14 protein-coding genes and 1 riboswitch are annotated in these 18,989 nt (G+C 37.0%); of the genes, 11 read left to right on the forward strand and 3 right to left on the reverse strand.

Annotated elements, in window-relative coordinates:
* The first annotated feature begins 148 nt into the window (after window positions 1–148).
* Window positions 149–1,366 (forward strand): DNA polymerase IV, encoded by a 1,218-nt coding sequence (gene dinB / locus I6U49_RS07240; protein ID WP_193711881.1) that lies wholly within the window; start codon window positions 149–151, stop codon window positions 1,364–1,366.
* Complete coding sequence (locus tag I6U49_RS07245) at window positions 1,366–4,338, forward strand: DNA polymerase III subunit alpha (protein WP_232804654.1); 2,973 nt, start codon at window positions 1,366–1,368, stop codon at window positions 4,336–4,338. The genes dinB and I6U49_RS07245 overlap by 1 nt, the downstream gene beginning before the upstream one ends.
* A 298-nt stretch (window positions 4,339–4,636) precedes the next feature.
* Here the strand turns inward: I6U49_RS07245 and I6U49_RS07250 are convergent, their stop codons facing one another.
* Window positions 4,637–5,584, reverse strand: a complete 948-nt coding sequence (locus tag I6U49_RS07250) for a phosphoribosylaminoimidazolesuccinocarboxamide synthase (RefSeq protein WP_198628154.1) — start codon at window positions 5,582–5,584, stop codon at window positions 4,637–4,639.
* A gap of 54 nt (window positions 5,585–5,638) precedes the next feature.
* Window positions 5,639–6,592, reverse strand: coding sequence for a PhoH family protein (locus I6U49_RS07255; protein ID WP_198628155.1), 954 nt, complete (start codon window positions 6,590–6,592; stop codon window positions 5,639–5,641).
* A 220-nt stretch (window positions 6,593–6,812) separates the two neighbouring features.
* Between I6U49_RS07255 and I6U49_RS07260 the strand changes: the two genes are divergently transcribed.
* The 5 genes from I6U49_RS07260 to dnaN all read left to right on the forward strand — a co-directional run bounded on the left by I6U49_RS07260 (window position 6,813) and on the right by dnaN (window position 11,792).
* A complete protein-coding gene (locus tag I6U49_RS07260; RefSeq protein ID WP_198628156.1) occupies window positions 6,813–7,652 on the forward strand; it encodes an SAM hydrolase/SAM-dependent halogenase family protein in 840 nt (279 codons plus the stop codon).
* Window positions 7,649–7,942 (forward strand): putative quinol monooxygenase, encoded by a 294-nt coding sequence (locus tag I6U49_RS07265; RefSeq protein WP_193711771.1) that lies wholly within the window; start codon window positions 7,649–7,651, stop codon window positions 7,940–7,942. Before I6U49_RS07260 ends, I6U49_RS07265 begins: the two co-directional genes overlap by 4 nt.
* Before the next feature lie 120 nt (window positions 7,943–8,062).
* Window positions 8,063–8,800 carry a gliding motility-associated ABC transporter permease subunit GldF gene (gene gldF, locus I6U49_RS07270; protein ID WP_198628157.1) on the forward strand — a complete coding sequence of 246 codons (738 nt, stop codon included), beginning with the start codon at window positions 8,063–8,065 and terminating at the stop codon, window positions 8,798–8,800.
* Window positions 8,801–8,803: 3 nt separating this feature from the next.
* Window positions 8,804–10,474: a gliding motility-associated ABC transporter substrate-binding protein GldG gene (gene gldG, locus I6U49_RS07275; RefSeq protein ID WP_198628158.1), complete on the forward strand. Its 1,671-nt coding sequence runs from the start codon at window positions 8,804–8,806 to the stop codon at window positions 10,472–10,474.
* A gap of 199 nt (window positions 10,475–10,673) precedes the next feature.
* On the forward strand, window positions 10,674–11,792 hold the full coding sequence (gene dnaN / locus I6U49_RS07280; RefSeq protein ID WP_198628159.1) for a DNA polymerase III subunit beta: 1,119 nt from the start codon (window positions 10,674–10,676) through the stop codon (window positions 11,790–11,792).
* Window positions 11,793–12,033: 241 nt separating this feature from the next.
* Here dnaN and I6U49_RS07285 read toward each other — a convergent pair whose 3' ends face one another.
* Window positions 12,034–12,372, reverse strand: a complete 339-nt coding sequence (locus I6U49_RS07285; RefSeq protein ID WP_193711879.1) for a DUF4870 domain-containing protein — start codon at window positions 12,370–12,372, stop codon at window positions 12,034–12,036.
* 339 nt (window positions 12,373–12,711) lie between these two features.
* Between I6U49_RS07285 and mnmE the strand changes: the two genes are divergently transcribed.
* The 4 genes from mnmE (at window position 12,712) to thiC (ending at window position 18,987) form a co-directional block, all read left to right on the forward strand.
* Window positions 12,712–14,148: a tRNA uridine-5-carboxymethylaminomethyl(34) synthesis GTPase MnmE gene (mnmE, locus tag I6U49_RS07290; protein WP_198628160.1), complete on the forward strand. Its 1,437-nt coding sequence runs from the start codon at window positions 12,712–12,714 to the stop codon at window positions 14,146–14,148.
* 413 nt (window positions 14,149–14,561) lie between these two features.
* Window positions 14,562–16,241 carry a S41 family peptidase gene (locus I6U49_RS07295; RefSeq protein ID WP_198628161.1) on the forward strand — a complete coding sequence of 560 codons (1,680 nt, stop codon included), beginning with the start codon at window positions 14,562–14,564 and terminating at the stop codon, window positions 16,239–16,241.
* 430 nt (window positions 16,242–16,671) lie between these two features.
* Window positions 16,672–16,771: riboswitch (TPP riboswitch) on the forward strand.
* A 97-nt stretch (window positions 16,772–16,868) separates the two neighbouring features.
* A complete protein-coding gene (gene thiS / locus I6U49_RS07300; RefSeq protein ID WP_198628162.1) occupies window positions 16,869–17,072 on the forward strand; it encodes a sulfur carrier protein ThiS in 204 nt (67 codons plus the stop codon).
* 58 nt (window positions 17,073–17,130) lie between these two features.
* Complete coding sequence (thiC, locus tag I6U49_RS07305) at window positions 17,131–18,987, forward strand: phosphomethylpyrimidine synthase ThiC (RefSeq protein WP_198628163.1); 1,857 nt, start codon at window positions 17,131–17,133, stop codon at window positions 18,985–18,987.
* Window positions 18,988–18,989 lie beyond the last annotated feature (2 nt).

The following is an 18,989-nucleotide window of genomic DNA, read 5'->3' on the forward strand; positions in this document are numbered from 1 at the left end:
TTTTGATAATAAAAGTGCTTTTGTTTTGATTTATTTAGAATTATAAGGGCTAAAAATTCTTTTTTAAAATTTAACGTAAGCTAGTTATTTTGAGTCTAAATATTTTATAATTTTGGAAAATATCCTATTAAAAGGAAATAATCCAAATATGAAAAATAAGTCTATTTTACATCTGGACCTTGATACATTTTTTGTTTCGGTAGAGCGTTTACAACATTCTGAACTAAAAAACAAACCTCTTATTGTTGGTGGAATGGGAGACCGTGGGGTAGTGGCCGCGTGTAGTTATGAAACCCGAAAATTTGGAGTACATTCCGGGATGGCTATGAAGGTAGCCCGACAACTTTGCCCACAGGCTACAGTAATTAAGGGAAATGCAAGTACCTATACCAAATACTCTAAAGAAGTAACGGAAATTATTAAAAGTAAAGTGCCCAGTTTTGAAAAAGCCAGCGTAGATGAATTTTATGCCGATTTAAGTGGGATGGATAAGTTTTTCGGTATTAATCAATTTGCTCACGAATTAAGACAAACTATTATAAAGGAAAGTGGACTGCCAATTTCGTTTGGGCTTTCACAAAACAAAGTGGTTTCCAAGATTGCCACGGGAGAAGCCAAACCCAATGCAGAAATTGTTATTCCGCATGGAAATGAAAAGACCTTTCTTGCACCATTAAGCGTAAATAAAATTCCCATGGTTGGTAATAAAACCTTTCAAAAACTATTGAATTTAGGGGTTAGGGAGATAAAAACCATACAGGAAATGCCGGTACAAATGCTAGAAAGTGTTCTGGGGAAAGCCGGGCGAACTATTTGGAAACGTGCTAATGGCCTTGACAATACACCTATTATTCCATATCACGAAAGAAAATCTATTTCTACCGAGCGCACTTTTGGGCGGGACACTATAGATATGGTACGCCTACATGCAACTTTGGTGGCAATGGCAGAGAGTTTGGCGTACCAATTAAGACGCGGTAATAAGCTTACCAGTTTAATAAGTGTAAAGATTAGGTATTCAGATTATCAAACACATTCCAAACAGGCAAAAATAGCTTATACCAGTGCCGACCATATTCTTATTCCTAAAGTCGAAATGCTTTTTAAACAACTCTATTCGCGTAGGTTATTGATTAGGTTAATAGGTGTAAAATTTAGCGGTCTCGCGGGTGGGAATTACCAAATTAACCTGTTTGATGATTCGGAAGAGATGCTGAATTTATATAATTCTCTAGATAAAATTAGAGAGCGCTTTGGCGAACACAGCGTGATGCGAGCAGTTACCATGGGTACAAAAACCATTGGGCGTATGGGAAATCCGTTTAACGGCGAGCCGCCAATTGTGCTGGCCCACAGAAAACAATAATGATTTATCTAAATTGCCATACCTGGTATTCGTTACGCTACGGGACTTTTTCGGTAGAAAAGCTCTGTGAGTTGGGTTGTAAATTTAAAGTTGAAGCTATAGCCCTTACCGATATCAACAATACTTCAGCCTGCCTTAATTTTATAAAAATTGCTTCAGGATATGGCATAAAGCCAATATTGGGAATAGATTTTAGAAATGCAGCCCAACAACAATATATAGGCCTTGCCAAAAACAATGAAGGTTTCAGGCAGTTAAACGAGCATTTGTCGAAGCAACTTCATTCAAAAAAAGAGTTTAAACCTGAAGCCCCTAAACTGCCTGATTGTTTTATTATTTATCCTTTCGAAAAAGTAGTGGCAAACAAAAAGACAAGTTTCAGAAATAATGAGTTTATAGGTATTTCTGTAGAAAGCCTGCGGAAGCTAAAATTCTCAAAATACCTGGAATATCAGGATAAACTTGTCTTACAACAAAGTGTGAGTTTTAGAAATAAGCAAGATTATAACGCGCATAGATTGTTGCGTGCCATAGATAATAATATATTGCTTAGCCGGCTTCCCAAAAGCGAACAGGGTTCTTTTTCTCACCAAATGATGCCTTCGGAAGTTATCGCTTCAGAATTTGAAGATTTTCAGCATATTTTAGAGAACACACGAGAATTGGTGAATGCCTGCCGGGTAGATTTTAAATTCGGAAAAACCCAAAATCGAAATTTACGGGTTTCAGGAGAAAGCCTTGAAGCTGATGTGGCCAGACTAAGAGAATTATGTGATAAAAATTTACCAAAACGATATCCCGCTGCCAATGAAAAGGTCTTACAACGAATAGAAAAGGAGCTGAGTGCTATTATTAAATTAGGTTTTGTTTCTTATTTCTTAATTAATTATGACATTGTAGGTTACGCCCGGTCACAGAATTTTCCGTTTATAGGGCGGGGGAGTGGTGCCAATTCTATTATAGCCTACATTATTGGAATCACCAATGTAGATCCTATTGAGCTGGATCTTTATTTTGAACGCTTTATTAATGAAAACAGGAGTTCGCCGCCCGACTTTGATATAGATTTCTCCTGGAAAGACCGCAATGAAATTACCCGGTTTATCTTTAAGAAATATGAATTCACTGCTCTTATGGGAACTTACGTGACCTTTAAGCGTAAGGCCGTAGCCCGGGAACTGGGGAAGGTTTTTGGTTTGCCTAAAGAAAATATCGATAAACTTTCGACAGGTTTTTTTAGTCTACGTGAGTTAGATGAATTAGAGAAATTGGTACTTCGCTATAGTACTTTAATTGAGGGTTTTCCTAATTACTTAAGTGTGCATTCCGGTGGAATTTTAATCTTGAATGACAGTGTTTATAATTATGCCGCCACTTTTTTACCACCCAAAGGTTTTGAAACCATTCAGATAGATATGAATATCGCAGAAGAAGTGGGGATTCATAAATTTGATATTCTTGCCCAACGCGGTCTCTCGAAGATTACTGATGCTATTGAAATTATAAAGGAGAATCAACCAAATGCTGAAATTGAGGATATTGAGAATGTTGATGTTTTTAAAGAAGATCCTGAAATTAATAGACTATTAAAAACCGGGGATTGTATGGGGGTTTTTTATGTTGAATCCCCTGCAATGCGTGGCTTACTTACCAAACTGCAAACCGACAATTATCTGAATCTGGTGGCTGCCAGTTCTATTATCAGGCCCGGGATTTCCAGTGGTGGTATGAAAGAAGAATATATAAAACGGCATCGCGATCCTAAACGTAGAAAACAGGGACACCCCGTAATGTTGGAAATTATGGAAGATACTTATGGGATTATGGTCTACCAGGAAGATGTGATGAAAGTAGCGCATAAATTCGCCGGACTTAGTTTTGAAGATGCCGATGTTTTGCGCCGGGGAATGAGCGGGAAGAAAACTTCTAAAGGCCAGATGCAGCGAATAGAAGCAAAATTTAGGAATAACTGCAAGCAAAAGGGCTACGATAAAAAAATTATTGATGAGGTTTGGGAACAAATCTCCTCCTTTGCCGGTTATGCATTTCCCAAGGGACATTCGGCTTCTTATGCGGTAGAAAGCTACCAAAGTTTATATTTAAAAAAGTATTTTCCGCTGGAATTTATGGTGGCTGCACTTAATAATGGCGGTGGATTTTATGATGTAGAAACGTATATCCAGGAAATTAGAAAATGCGGTGGGAGAGTGCATCCCCCTTGTATCAATAAAAGCGATCACCCCAACAGTATTTTTGGAAAAGATATTTATTTAGGATTAGGCTATATCAAAGAGTTGGAGACTAAAACCGTACAGCAAATCCTGGAGAACCGTCAGTTTTTTGGTGTTTTTAAATCGTTTGATGATTTTATAGACCGGATTTCTATTTCTATAGAACAGCTTAGTATTTTGTTAAAAATAGATGCATTTAGGTTTACAAAAACAGATAAGCATCATTTACTGTGGAAAGCTCATTTTAAGTTGAATGCTTCTAAACCAGTGACTAAACAAGAAAAGTTGTTTAATATTTCCCATCGGGATTTTGAGCTTCCGAAGTTTGAATATTCAGCATTAATAGAAGCTTTTGACCAGATGGAATTATTGGGTTTTCCGCTTTGTTCTCATTTTAAATTGCTTAAAAACCCTATAGAAAAATCGGTAAGGGCAAAAGACTTAAAGCATTGTGTAGGTAAAGAAATATTGATTTATGGTGCGCTAATCACTGCTAAAAAAACCGGGACTTCTAACGGAAAATATATGTATTTCGGGACTTTTTTTGATATTGAGGGGAATGTTTTTGATACGGTTCAATTTCCGGCTACTGCAGAAAAATATCCATTGCGAAGCAAAGGAATTTATAAATGCTACGGCAGGGTAAATAACGACCTTGACTATATTTCTATTAGCATACAGTGGCTGCAACGACAGGACACCTTAACCGATCCCAGGTTGGTGGGGTATCAGTTTTCTTAGAGATTAACCTAAACGTCATCCTGAAATAAGTTCAGGTTGACAAATACCACCTCATGCTTTTCAGAAAGCTTTCGGGACAGGATGACTAGAATTACGTCATGCCGAATTTATTTCAGCATCTAATATGAATAGAAAGTTTAAGAACTTCCTTTTAATGTAGACCCCGAAATAAATTCGGGGTGACGTAAAAAACCAAAAACCTTTATTGGCACCGCCAAAGGGTGTAATGCCCCGAGGCTTGCCTCGAAATTAAAAATTTGTTTCCAACGAATGCCTCGTGGGCTTGCCACGAGGTAGTTTACTTCAAATACTCCAGAACATTATCTTTAATACGCGTTTCAATATTACTGATGTCGCTTTTTACAAAAGCTTCCCCGGTAATTTTTTCATAGAGCTCTATATAACGTTCAGAAACAGACTCGATATACTCATCGCTCATCTCCGGAAGAACCTGGCCTTCCTTTCCCTGGAAGTTATTTTCTATAAGCCATTGTCTTACAAACTCTTTAGATAATTGTTTTTGTGGTTCATTTTTATCCTGGCGTTCTTTATAGCCATCGGCATAAAAATAGCGGGAAGAATCCGGGGTATGAATTTCATCTATTAGTACAATTTTTCCCTCAGCATTTTTTCCGAATTCATATTTGGTGTCCACCAATATCAATCCTCTTTTGGCAGCGATTTCGCTTCCACGTTTAAAAAGGTTTAAGGTGTATTCTTCTAAAATTTTATAATCTTCGGGAGAAACAATTCCCTGTTTTAAAATTTCTTCTTTCGAAATATCTTCATCGTGATCGCCCTGTTCGGCTTTGGTGGCGGGCGTAATTATTGGCTCGGGGAATTTATCGTTTTCCTTCATTCCGTTAGGCATTTCTACCCCGCAAAGCATACGTTTTCCTGCTTTATACTCTCTGGCAGCATGGCCGGCCAGGTAGCCGCGAATAACCATCTCAACTTTAAAAGGTTCACAAGCCTGCCCAATAGCCACGTTAGGGTCTGGGGTTGCTTCCAGCCAATTAGGTACAAGGTCTTGTGTTGCCTGCATCATTTTTGTGGCAATTTGGTTAAGGATTTGGCCTTTGTATGGGATGCCCTTTGGCATCACTACATCAAAAGCCGAAAGCCTATCTGTAGCTACAATTACGAGCTTGTTATCTTTTAAGGTGTAAACATCCCTTACTTTACCTTTGTAAACATCGGTTTGCCCCGGAAAATTAAAATCGGTTTTTATAATGGTGTTATTCATTAGAATTTATTCTGAATTTTTGGAATTGAATTAAATATAAATTGAAGCATTACTTTAATCGGTATGTTCAATTTCTTTGTAAGCAGAGATGATTTTTTTAACCAGTTTATGGCGAATTACATCTTTATCGTCCAGGTAGATCATTCCTACTCCTTTAACTTCTTTAAGTACAAGAAGAGCTTCTTTTAGACCTGAAATTACCCTGCGTGGCAAATCTATTTGTCCCGGGTCTCCGGTAATCATAAACTTGGCGCTTTTCCCCATACGGGTAAGAAACATTTTCATTTGCGCGTGGGTGGTATTTTGGGCTTCATCTAAAATAACAAAAGCATTATCCAGGGTGCGGCCACGCATAAAGGCGAGCGGTGCAATTTGAATGATGCCTTTTTCTATAAATGAATCTAGTTTTTCATGCGGAATCATATCCCGAAGGGCATCGTATAAGGGCTGCATATACGGATCTAATTTTTCTTTAAGATCTCCGGGAAGAAAACCCAGGTTCTCACCGGCCTCTACGGCGGGACGGGTTAGGATAATTCTTTTTACCTGTTTTTCTTTTAAAGCTTTCACGGCAAGTGCCACCCCGGTGTAGGTTTTCCCGGTACCGGCCGGGCCAATGGCAAAGACCATATCGTTTTTACGCATTAGTTCTACCAACTTTCTCTGGTTGGCAGTTTGTGCTTTTACCAATCGGCCGCCAACTCCATGAACCAAAACTTCACCACTTTCTTCTGAAGTTTGATAATCTGAACTTTTCTCACTGGTAAGCACTCTTTCAATTACATTTTCATCCAGTTTATTATACTTTCCAAAATGATCCATAAGCATCGTAATGCGTTCATCAAATTCTTCCAGCATTTCTTCGTCCCCAAAAACTTTAATCCTATTTCCCCGTGCTACAATTTTTAATTTTGGAAAATATTTTTTTAAAAGTTCTATATGTTCATTTCCCTGCCCAAAAAATTCGCGGGGGTTAATCTCTGAAAGTTCAATCACAATTTCGTTCAAAAGCTTATGGTTTTAGTTGAAAAGAGATGTTCAAAACATTTTTATTTATACTGGCTCTTTATTTGTTGCTACTAAGTTTTAATGCTAATTTTGACTACCTAATTTTAAGTTTATTCTCATTGATTTTTTGAATGAAAATTTAATTAAAATTATCTTTGCTTACTATACAAACTTACATAAAATAAGCGCTTACAAGCTAAAAAAATATTAACAATTACCTATGGCAATTATTACTTTAACTACCGATTTTGGAGAGAAAGATTACTTTGTGGGCGCGGTTAAAGGAGCTATTTATAATGAGTTGCCCGATGTGAGGATTGTTGATATTTCACATTCGGTTTCGCCATTTCATATTAGCGAGGCTGCCTATATTATTAAAAACGCCTACAATAGTTTTCCAAAAGGTAGTATTCATATTATTGGGATAGACTCAGAATTTACTCCAGAGAATAAGCATTTGGCGGTATTGTTGGACGATCATTATTTTATTTGTGCCAATAATGGAATTTTATCTTTATTGGCATCAGAAATTAAGCCGGCAAAAATTGTTGAAATCAACATTCATGGGGCTATTCAAACAAATTTCCCGGTTTTAGATGTCTTTGTGAGAGTGGCCTGCCATTTGGCCCGTGGTGGAACGTTGGAAGTAATTGGCAAGAATATTAATGATATAAAATATTTAAAGCAGTTTGAACCCATTATAAATTCAGAAAGAAACCAAATTGTTGGTCACGTTTTATATATTGATAACTATGGAAACGTGGTAACCAATATTAATCGTAAGCTTTTTGAAAGCGTTGGAAAAGGAAGAAAGTACCTAATAAGTGCGAGAATGGTTACCTTTCCAAAAATATATGAAACCTATTCAGACTGGATAAACTTTGAAGTTGAAAAGGAAAAAAGGGGAGAAGAAGATGGTAAAAAACTTGCACTCTTTAATTCGGCCGGTTATATAGAATTGGCTATTTATAAAAGTAATCCCTCTACGGTAGGTAGTGCATCTACACTTTTTGGGTTGCAACACCGGGATACGGTAACCATTAATTTTGAAGAGAAATGATACACAGAATAGTGAAAATGGAGTTCGATCCTTCAAAATTACAGGAATTTCTGACTAATTTTGAAGAGAATAAGTCTAAAATAAGAGCATTTGAAGGCTGTAAGAAATTAGAACTATTACAAGATAAACACAATACAAATATCTTTTTTACGTATAGTTATTGGGTAGATGAGCCTTCTTTAGAACATTACCGAAATTCAGAATTATTTAAAGGCGTTTGGGCAAAAACTAAAGTGCTTTTTAATGCAAAACCGGTGGCCTGGAGTACGGTGGTGATGAGTAGTGAGTAATAAGTATTTAGAAAAAAATAAAACAAAAATCTAGCTAATGCCTTGTGAGTCTGCCCCGAGGCATTTTACTGGGACATCCAAAAAGCAAAATAACCCATAACCGACAACCGACAACCGATAATGCTGGCCATACTACATAAGGAAATAAATTCTTTTTTTTCATCTCCCACAGGTTACCTGGTAATAGGGATCTTTTTAGTAGTATGTAGTTTGTTCTTATTTGTTTTTACGGGCGATTATAATATTCTGGATAATGGCTTTGCCGATGTAAAACCTTTTTTTGACCTTGCCCCCTGGATCTTTATTTTTCTTATCCCGGCCATAAGCATGAAAAGCTTTTCTGAAGAAAAACGCCAGGGTACTATGGAGCTGCTTCTAACCCGGCCTATTGGTTTCACACAGCTTATATTAGGGAAATATTTTGGGGCTTTAATATTAGTTATTTTAGCAATTTTACCCAGTATTTTATATGTAATTACCATTCATCAATTAGGTAAACCGGTAGGGAATTTTGACTTTGGGGCCACGCTTGGTTCTTATCTGGGGTTAATTTTTCTTGGCGGCTGTTATACCGCCATTGGGATTTTTGCTTCTTCGCTTTCCCAAAACCAGATCATTGCATTTATTATCTCGGTTTTCTTATGCTTTCTAAGTTATTTTGCCTTTGAAGGGCTGGGTAACTTAGATCTATTTGGTAGTACCAGCTATGGTGCAGAATATCTGGGTATAAGTTTTCACTACCAAAGTATAAGTAGGGGAGTAATAGACACCAGGGACGTGATCTATTTTTTAAGTTTTATAGTTTTCTTTTTAAAACTTACGCATTTAAGATTAATTGCAATTCAGAATAAATCTTAGGCTGTGAAAAACTATACTATTTATAAAACCTTATTTCTGTGGCTTATTGGCATTGTGGCCATAAATTTTATTGCTGCCAACTTTTTTGAACGTATAGATTTAACTCAAGACCAGCGATACACACTTTCTCCGGCAGCGATGGAAATTGTTTCAGATGCCGATTCTCCTGTTGTTATAGAAGTTTTCCTGGAAGGGAATTTCCCCTCAGAATTTAGGCGACTTCGGAATGAAACCAGGCAAATGCTGGAAGAGTTTTCGGCTTACAATTCAAATATTAAATTCACTTTCACCAATCCTTTAGAAGAAAGCAACGATGCCGAAGCTGTTGCCCAGAAATTTTACCAGCAGGGAATGGCGCCGGCAAGAGTGAGCGTTCAGGAAAATGGTAAAAGCTCTGAAGCTCTGGTTTTTCCCTGGGCGGTGGCCAGGATGGGAGATCAAAAAGTGCAAATTCCATTATTAAAAAATAAACTGGGTGCTACAGAGGAAGAGCGTGTATCCAGCTCGGTACAACAACTGGAATATGCCTTCGCTAATGCGCTTAACAAATTGGTATATCCGCGTAAAAAGAAAATAGCGGTAATGCGAGGCAATGGGGAATTACCAGATGCCCAAATAGCAAGCTTTATAAAAATCTTGCAAGAATATTATTTTATGGCGCCGTTTACTTTAGATTCGGTGGCGATAAACCCTCAAAAAACACTGCAACAATTAAGCGAATTCGATTTAATTATTGAAGCAAAACCTACCCAGGCTTTTACCGAGAAAGAAAAATATGTGTTAGATCAATATATGATGCAGGGAGGGAAGTCCCTTTGGTTAACTGAAGCCGTTGCTATGGAAACCGATAGCTTGTTAAACCCTTCGGGCAGGGCATTTGCCTTACCGCGCGACCTTAATTTAGGCGATTTTTTCTTTTCTTACGGCATTAGGATAAACCCTGTTTTGATCAACGATATTTATTCGGCACCAATTATTTTGGCTTCGGGGCAGGGAAACAATACACGGTTTAATCCGTACCCATGGTTTTACAGTCCGTTAACCACTTCGCCAAACAACCACCCAATTATCAATAATATTGAAGCGGTTAAATTTGAATATGCCAATCAAATTGATACGCTCCAAAATACTCTTGAAAAAACGGTTTTACTAAGCAGTTCTCCCCAAACCAAAGTAGAGGGTACACCTCGTGAAATTAGTCTTGATATGGTGAGTAGGGAGCCTAATCTAGCTGCCTATAAAGATGGTGAGCAGCCATTGGCGGTTTTACTGGAAGGTAATTTTACTTCGGTTTATAAAAACAGGATTAAACCTTTTGAAATTGAAAACCCTTTGCAGGAAAGTAAAGGCACAAAAATGCTGGTGATATCAGACGGTGATGTTATTAAAAACCAGGTTCAGCGTGGTAAACCCCTGGAGCTTGGTTTTGAGCCTTATACGGGAAACACCTATGGCAATAAAGAATTTTTGCTGAATGCCGTTAATTATATGCTTGATGATAATGGGCTTATAGATATACGAAGTAAAGAAATAAGTATTGCCTTTCTGGACGATCAAAAAACTTTAGCAGAACGCGAAAAGTGGCAGGTAATCAATATTGTTCTTCCCTTAATTGTTTTGGGGCTATTCGCCTTTGGCTTTAATTACTTCCGAAAAAAGAAATATCTGAAATAGCATTTCTGTACTTTACATTTATAGAAACGAAATCGACATATTAACAATTTCAAACCTATTATTTGGTTTAAGTGTTTGTTTTCTAATGTTTTGTATAATATTTTGTTGTTTTTGATGTTAATAAAAACTCCCCGTCGCAAGCTTAACTTTTAATCAATTAAAATATATTTGTATTGATTTCTAATTAATCACAAAGCCGATGAAATTTATTGTATCCAGCAGTTATTTGCTGAAACAGCTTCAGATATTGGGTGGGGTTATAAACAACACCAACACCCTTCCAATTTTAGACAATTTTTTATTCGATCTTAAGCAAGATGAGCTTACGGTTTCTGCTTCAGATCTTGAAACTACCATGTCTGCAAAACTTAAGGTAGAATCAGATTCCGAAGGAAAAATAGCGGTTCCGGCTAAATTGCTTTTAGACACGCTAAAAACCTTCCCGGAACAGCCATTAACCTTTGTAGCCGAAGATAATAATACCATTGAGTTAAGCTCTAACCACGGAAAATACGCACTTGCTTATGCCGATGGCGAGGAGTTTCCTAACCCTGTGGAATTGGAAGACCCGAGCAGTACTGTATTAGAAGGAGATATTTTAGCAACCGCTATTAGTAAAACTATTTTTGCTTCAGGTAACGACGATCTTCGTCCGGTAATGAGTGGGGTTTTCTTTCAGTTTACGGGAGAAGGCTTAACTTTTGTAGCTACCGATGCACATAAATTGGTAAAATATCAGCGCGAAGATGTTACTGCTTCGCAGGCTTCAGAATTTATAATGCCTAAAAAACCGCTAAATCTTTTAAAAGGAATTTTGGCCGGTAGTGAAAGTGAAGTTCTAATAGAATATAACGATGCCAATGCGAAATTCACTTTTGATGATACGCAACTGGTCTGCCGTTTAATAGACGGGAAATATCCAAATTACGAAGCGGTAATTCCAAAAGAAAACCCGAATAAACTAAGCATAGAGCGCAACCAGTTTTTGAGTTCGGTGAGAAGGGTTTCTATTTTCTCTAATAAAACCACACACCAGGTAAGATTAAAAATTGCCGGTGCCGAATTAAATATTTCTGCTGAAGATGTAGATTACAGCAACAAGGCAGAAGAGCGTTTAACCTGTTCTTACCAGGGAGACGATATGCAAATTGGCTTCAACTCTCGTTTCCTTACCGAAATGTTGAACAATTTAACTTCAGATGAAGTACAACTGGAAATGAGTTTGCCAAATCGCGCGGGAATTCTAACGCCTGTAGATGGTTTAGATCCGGGAGAAAAAATTACAATGCTGGTAATGCCGGTAATGCTTAATAATTAGTATTGAGTATATACTATTGATTATTTATTAGAAAGCAGCCAATTGGCTGCTTTTTTATTGGTATTTTAGAAGGTAAACTGCCCCGAGGTAGTTTACTGAATAGAGATTCTAGCGTATTTTGAAACCTGTAAGGTTTTTTACCTTAAGTGTGTGCAATAAAAATATAGTAAAAAGGCAGCCAAATGGGCTGCCTTTCTGGTTTTCGAAATTATTTAAGATGAAGATTTAAATAACGAATCTTTTACTTTATTATTTGAATGCTTAAAGGATAATTGGGAGTTTCTCCATTCCCCACTTTTATGGCATTTAAAATAGGGAGGATAAGCATGATAAGGGCAATGCCAATAAGCCCAATAATGCCAAGCCCGAACAAAAAGATTAGCGGAATACATATTAGGCTGTATATAAACATACTTATTTGAAAGTTAAGAATCATTTTTCCGTGAAAATCCATTCCGGCAACTTTGTCTTTTTGTGTAAGCCATAAAATTAAGGGAACAATAAAACCACCAATTCCTGTAATAAGGTCCAGTAACTGACTTAAATGGGTAATAACAAGCATTTGGTTGTCTTCTCTCATAGCGTTCTCTCGGCTTCCCTCAATAGTGGATGAGGCTGTATTTTGATTCATAACGTATTAATTCAATAAAAATATTTTACAGTAAAGATATCCTATTTTCTTCTAACCTGGGATAGGTTTTAGATTGATTATAATGTACCTTTTATTAATAGACGAGTTCTTAAGTACTTTGTTACATTTTTAAACGATTCAATTTTCCTCCCCCCTTTTTGAAGAATTTTGATTTTATGTTACGATTTTATTGGCACCGCCAAAGGCTGTAATACCCCGAGGTAGTTTATTTTAGACAACTGCTGACTAAAACCTGCATACTGCAAACTGATTTTTTATCTTTGCAGTATGAAATTAAACGATACCATTGTAGCCCTTGCCACACCTTCAGGTGCCGGGGCTATTGCTATTATTAGGGTTTCCGGTCCCGAAGCATTGAACATTGTTTCTCCACTTTTTAAGGCTAAGAGTAAAAAAAAGCTAAGTGATCAGGCCAGTCATACCTTACATTTGGGAAATTTGATGGATGAGGATCGTACCCTGGATGAAGTGCTGATTTCGGTGTTTCGAGCCCCTAAATCTTATACAGGGGAAGAAACTGTAGAGATTTCCTGTCATGGAAGTCCTTATATTCAGCAGGAAATTATTCAGTTAATGATAAGAAAAGGATGTAGATCGGCCGAAGCCGGTGAATTTACCATGCGTGCTTTTTTAAACGGAAAAATGGATTTAAGCCAGGCTGAAGCGGTAGCCGATTTAATTTCTTCTGAAAACCAGGCTTCTCACCAAATGGCCATGCAACAAATGCGAGGCGGATTTTCGAATGAAATTCATAGGTTACGACAGGAATTACTGGATTTTGCTTCTTTAATCGAGTTAGAATTAGACTTCTCGGAAGAAGATGTGGAGTTTGCAAATAGAGATCAGTTTAAAGAATTGGTTGCCAGAATTCAACAGGTTTTAAAACGTTTAATAGATTCTTTTGCCACCGGGAATGTACTTAAAAATGGAATTCCTGTAGCGATTGTTGGCGAACCAAATGTTGGAAAATCTACATTATTAAATTCCCTCTTAAATGAAGAACGAGCTATCGTTTCTGAAGTAGCCGGGACCACAAGAGATTCTATTGAAGACGAAATGAGTATTGGCGGTGTTGGATTTAGGTTTATTGATACTGCCGGAATACGTGAAACTGAAGATATTGTAGAAAGTATTGGTATTAAGCGAACTTTTGAGAAAATTGGGCAGGCGCAGGTAGTAATGTATTTGTTTGATACGTCCAGATTAGAAGAAATTTCTCAGGAAAAATCTTCTCAGGATAACATTAGTTTATCGAAATTAATTGTTGAAATAGAAAAAATAAAAAATCAATTTCCTCAGAAACCTTTAATCATTGTTCCTAACAAAATAGACCAGCTTTCTGAAGATGCTTTGTTACGGTTAAAAGAAAGCCTGGGCACTATTTCCGGAACCAGTTTACAGTTATTATCGGCTAAAACCGGAGTTGGAGTAGAGGAGCTAAAGGAAAAATTACTTGAGTTTGTAAACACAGGTGCTTTGAGAAATAATAATACCATTGTAACCAATAGTCGTCATTACAATGCACTTTTAAAAGCTTTGGAAGAAATCAACAAAGTAGAAGAAGGTCTAAACACCGGTTTATCAGGAGATTTATTGGCCATAGATATTCGCGAAGCTTTGGAATATTTTGGAGAAATCACCGGCCAGGTCACCAATGATGAATTATTGGGGAATATATTTTCTAATTTCTGTATTGGAAAGTAAATAAGCGATTGTTTTATCTGGTATTTCAAATGTTATTAAAGATTAGTTTACAATACTGAGAAAATGTGTCCAACATCAAATGATTTAATAGGTTGGAGGGATGGTAATGAAATATTTATTTCAAGGATACTTTTATGCAATAAGGATGGAATATCCCTGACTCAAGAAGAAATTAAAGTACTTCGGGTTATTTCATCCCAAGAAATATTAGATCCACAAGTTCTTAAAAGGAAATTGTAACCTGCGATCTAACCAAGGAAATAAAGAATCCTGAGTAGAATAGCTTAACGCAACAAACCAATTCTAATTAAAGGTGATTACAGTTTAATATGAGTCTATCCATAAATGTCAAAAATCTTTTAGTTAGTAAACCTTATTGCTATTTTAAAAACTTAGATTGAATTAAAAACATCATGAAGATATTTACACTGTTAGTATTTTTAACCTGTTCCCAATTTTGTTTTTCACAAGCTAAACTTTCTGAAGAAACAAAAACTGAAAAGCTTATTCAGGTATGGGGATTATTAAAATATCATCATCCTGAAGTAAGTAGGGGTGAATTCAATATCAATGCTGAGTTCCTTACGCAGTTAGAAAAAATGAAGAGGATAGATAGTCGCAAGGAATTTAATGCAAAACTCCTGGACTGGGTAGAAGGCTTTGATTCAAAAAAACTAAAGCCGAAAAAGAATTGGAAAAAGAGAGATAGACTCTTTAGTGAAAATGCTGACTTTGATTGGATAGCAAAGTCATATTTTAGTAAAAATTTACAGGCACTTCTGGAGAATATTCAATTCAATAAAAACTATAAAGATCATTATGCATCGGTCCATAGTTTAGCCAGTTTTGTTGAATTTGAGAATGATAAACCACTGGAGGATTTTGATGCAACCAACAAAGCTCACCGGCTACTATTTTTGGCGCACTTCTGGAATGCCATGAAATACTGGAACGTTAATATTTATCTTACTGAAACACCCTGGAATCAAGTGTTACCTGAAATGATCAAGGAATTTAGCAAGGACGGTTCAGGGACCTTTGAGTTGGCTAAAGAGAAACTTTTCAGTAAACTAAACGATTCCCACGCAAATTACTACTCAAGTCATACACTAAACTCGCTTACTCATTTTCCAAACTTTGGAGGGAGAATAATCAATGATTCCCTTCTAGTCACAAGGATCTTTAATAAAGATTCAATAAAGAGGAATAAAATTTCTGTTGGAGATATTATCTATTCCGTAGAAGGTGTGAAACTCGGGAAGTATTACACTGATAAATTTTCATCAGTTATTAGTGTTTCCAATGAAAACTACCTTAAAAATGAAATTCAAAATAATTATTTACTGGCATCTGATAGAGACTCCATTAAGGTAGGTCTCTTAAAAAAGAATGGAGATAGGGTGAAGCAATATATTCATTTATATACATTGAAGAATTCGTATGAAAAGTATCGACGGAAGCACCCTGAAAGAACTGAAAACTGGAAAATGTTGAGTGAACAAATTGGTTATATGAATTTGTATGAGATTACCAAAGATGAAGTAGATGTTGCATTTGAGAAATTTGAAGGAACAAAGGGAATTGTTATAGATCTTCGTAATTATCCACAAAATATTTCTACAGGTACTCTTCCGAAGCATTTGTATCCACGTCGAAAGAAATTCGTAAAGGCACTTGCTCCTAATTTGCCGGCGTATGGGAAGCCTGATTATAAATCACCTCTAAGGTGGGTTATGAACCCTTTTGCTGCCGGAAAGCGGAATAAAAGTTATTATAAAGGAACAGTTGTTCTGCTTGTAGACAGATCTACTTTAAGTAAAGCAGAATGGATAGGAATGGCAATACAAGCCGCTCCGAATGTTATTACGCTTGGAGAACAAACCGGAGGTGCTGTTCTCAACAGAAATGAACTAATTTTAATGGATGGTACATCCATAGATTTTACTAAAATGACCGCATTTTATCCAGAGGGAATGGAGGTGCAACGTAATGGCTTACAATTGGATCATGAAATTCAAGAAAGTGCCAAAAATTATAATAAAAATCTTTATCTGGAAAAGGCAATAGATGTAATCGAGCAGTCCTGGAATTGAAAGAAATTGGAGCTTAAAAAAAGCACTTTGAGAGGTTTAAAAAATATACCTTCAGAAAGATAGATAGTACTAGATTTTATGAGATACATAATTTTATATATTTCAGATTTTAATATATGAATAATGTTCAAAATTAATCAGCATTAAATACCTGATAATATTTTTCTAAATGTTAAAAATAACATTTGTACCCATTAAACCTCATCATTCCATAGCCCCAATTTTTTAGGGAATAGGGGACTTATCCTTAGTAATATTTAAAACAGACTTTGTTGATTATAATTAATCGAAAACTTAAAAAGGGATTTAAATACCCTTACTTAATAAATGATTTAATGAGTTTGCACTAATATTTGGTTTTGAAACTGCGAAATAAACTAAAGCGAATAAAAGCTTTTATTTCCCCAAAAAAATCCTTTACATTTGAAAACGTAAACTTTAGGGGTGCTAATTGTTAGCAATTGGCTGAGATAAAACCCTTTGAACCTGATCCGGTTAATACCCGCGAAGGGAAAAGTGTTATCTACATATTTTCTATCATGATTCCATTCTGGAGGAATCGTGGTTTGTATTTACTTTTTCTTTGGGGAACCTCCCTACAGTTTACAGCTATAAAATATTAAACAAATGATAACTGTAAACGTAAACAACACCGCCCACACCTTTAAATCACCATACAGCCTTCAGGACCTCCTGATAAAGCTTGCTATTTCTGAAAAAGGGATTGCTGTAGCCGTTAATAACCAGATTATTTCTAAGAGCAATTGGAAGCAGCACGAATTAGCCGAAGGTGAAAACATACTTATTATTAGGGCCACTCAGGGAGGATAAATATACTTCGGAAGAGTTTTCGAAAGTTAAAATATATAACCACTAAACAGAAGTAATTATGAAAAAGGAGCAAACTCCAAAGCAGCAAACCATTAGCCGGGAACCTTTTCCCAATTCCGAAAAGATTTATGTAAACGGAAAAATTCACTCTGATGTTAAAGTTCCAATGCGAAAGATCTCCCTTAGTGATACCGTAGATAAATTTAATGGAACAGTAGAAAAAAACGATCCTGTTTTAATCTATGACACCAGTGGTCCATACACCGATACCTCTATAGAGATAGATGTACGAAAAGGACTGCGGCCTATTCGCAATAGTTGGATTGCCGGCCGGGAAGATGTAGAGCAACTCCAGGGACCTTCTTCGGCCTATGGGCGAGAAAGAGGGAATAATGAAAAGTTGGAGGAATTTCGTTTTAAAAGGAATCGAAAGCCGCTTAAAGCAAAACCCGGACAAAATGTAACCCAGATGCACTATGCCAGGAAAGGCATTATCACTCCAGAAATGGAATTTATAGCCATTCGTGAAAACCAAAAGATGGAGGAGATAAATCATATTTCAAAACAACATCCGGGTAATAGTTTTGGTGCCAGTATCCCTAAAGTAATTACTCCTGAATTTGTACGAGATGAGGTTGCCCGCGGAAGAGCAATTATTCCTTCCAATATTAATCATCCAGAAAATGAACCTATGATCATTGGCAGAAACTTTCTGGTAAAAATCAATGCCAACATTGGAAATTCAGCAGTGTCTTCTTCCATTGAAGAAGAAGTTGAAAAAGCGGTTTGGGCCTGCCGTTGGGGAGCAGACACTATTATGGATCTTTCCACCGGAAAAAATATTCATGAAACCCGGGAGTGGATACTTAGGAATTCTCCGGTGCCCATAGGAACAGTACCAATTTACCAGGCCCTGGAAAAAGTAAACGGCAAAGCCGAAGATCTTACCTGGGAAATCTTCAGGGATACACTTATCGAGCAGGCTGAGCAGGGAGTGGATTATTTTACTATTCATGCCGGAGTGCGGTTAGCTTACATCCCACATACTGCTAAAAGAGTAACAGGTCTTGTTTCTCGTGGAGGATCTATTATGGCAAAATGGTGCTTGGCACATCATAAAGAGAGCTTCCTGTACACCCATTTTGAGGATATCTGTGAGATTATGAAAGCTTACGATGTTTCTTTCTCTCTTGGAGATGGCCTACGCCCTGGAAGTATTGCTGATGCTAACGATTATGCACAATTCGCCGAACTTGAAACTTTGGGTGAACTTACAAAAATTGCCTGGAAGCATGATGTGCAATGCATTATTGAGGGACCCGGACATATACCCATGCACATGATAAAGGAGAATATGGATAAACAATTGGAAGTTTGTGGGGAAGCACCTTTTTATACTTTAGGACCATTAACCACAGATATTGCTCCCGGTTACGACCACATTACCAGTGGAATTGGTGCCGCAATGATCGGTTGGTTCGGCTGTGCCATGCTCTGTTACGTGACTCCAAAAGAACATCTGGGATTGCCTAACAGGGATGATGTAAAGGAAGGAGTAATAACCTACAAAATAGCAGCCCATGCTGCCGATCTGGCAAAAGGACATCCCGGAGCACAGCACAGGGATGATGCTTTGAGTAAAGCACGATTCGAGTTCCGTTGGGAAGATCAGTTTAACCTTGCTCTTGATCCAGATACCGCCAGGTCTTATCATGATGAGACCCTACCTTCTGAAAATGCCAAAGTAGCTCACTTCTGTTCTATGTGTGGCCCGAATTTCTGTTCAATGAAAATAACTCAGGACGTTCGAAAATTCGCTAATGAAAACGGAATGGATACAGAAGAAGCGATCGAGGAAGGGATGAAGAAAAAATCGGAAGAGTTTAAAGCTAAAGGAAGTCAGGTTTATCTCTAAAA

Source organism: Salegentibacter maritimus (assembly GCF_016236915.1).
Taxonomy (GTDB): Bacteria; Bacteroidota; Bacteroidia; order Flavobacteriales; family Flavobacteriaceae; genus Salegentibacter; species Salegentibacter maritimus.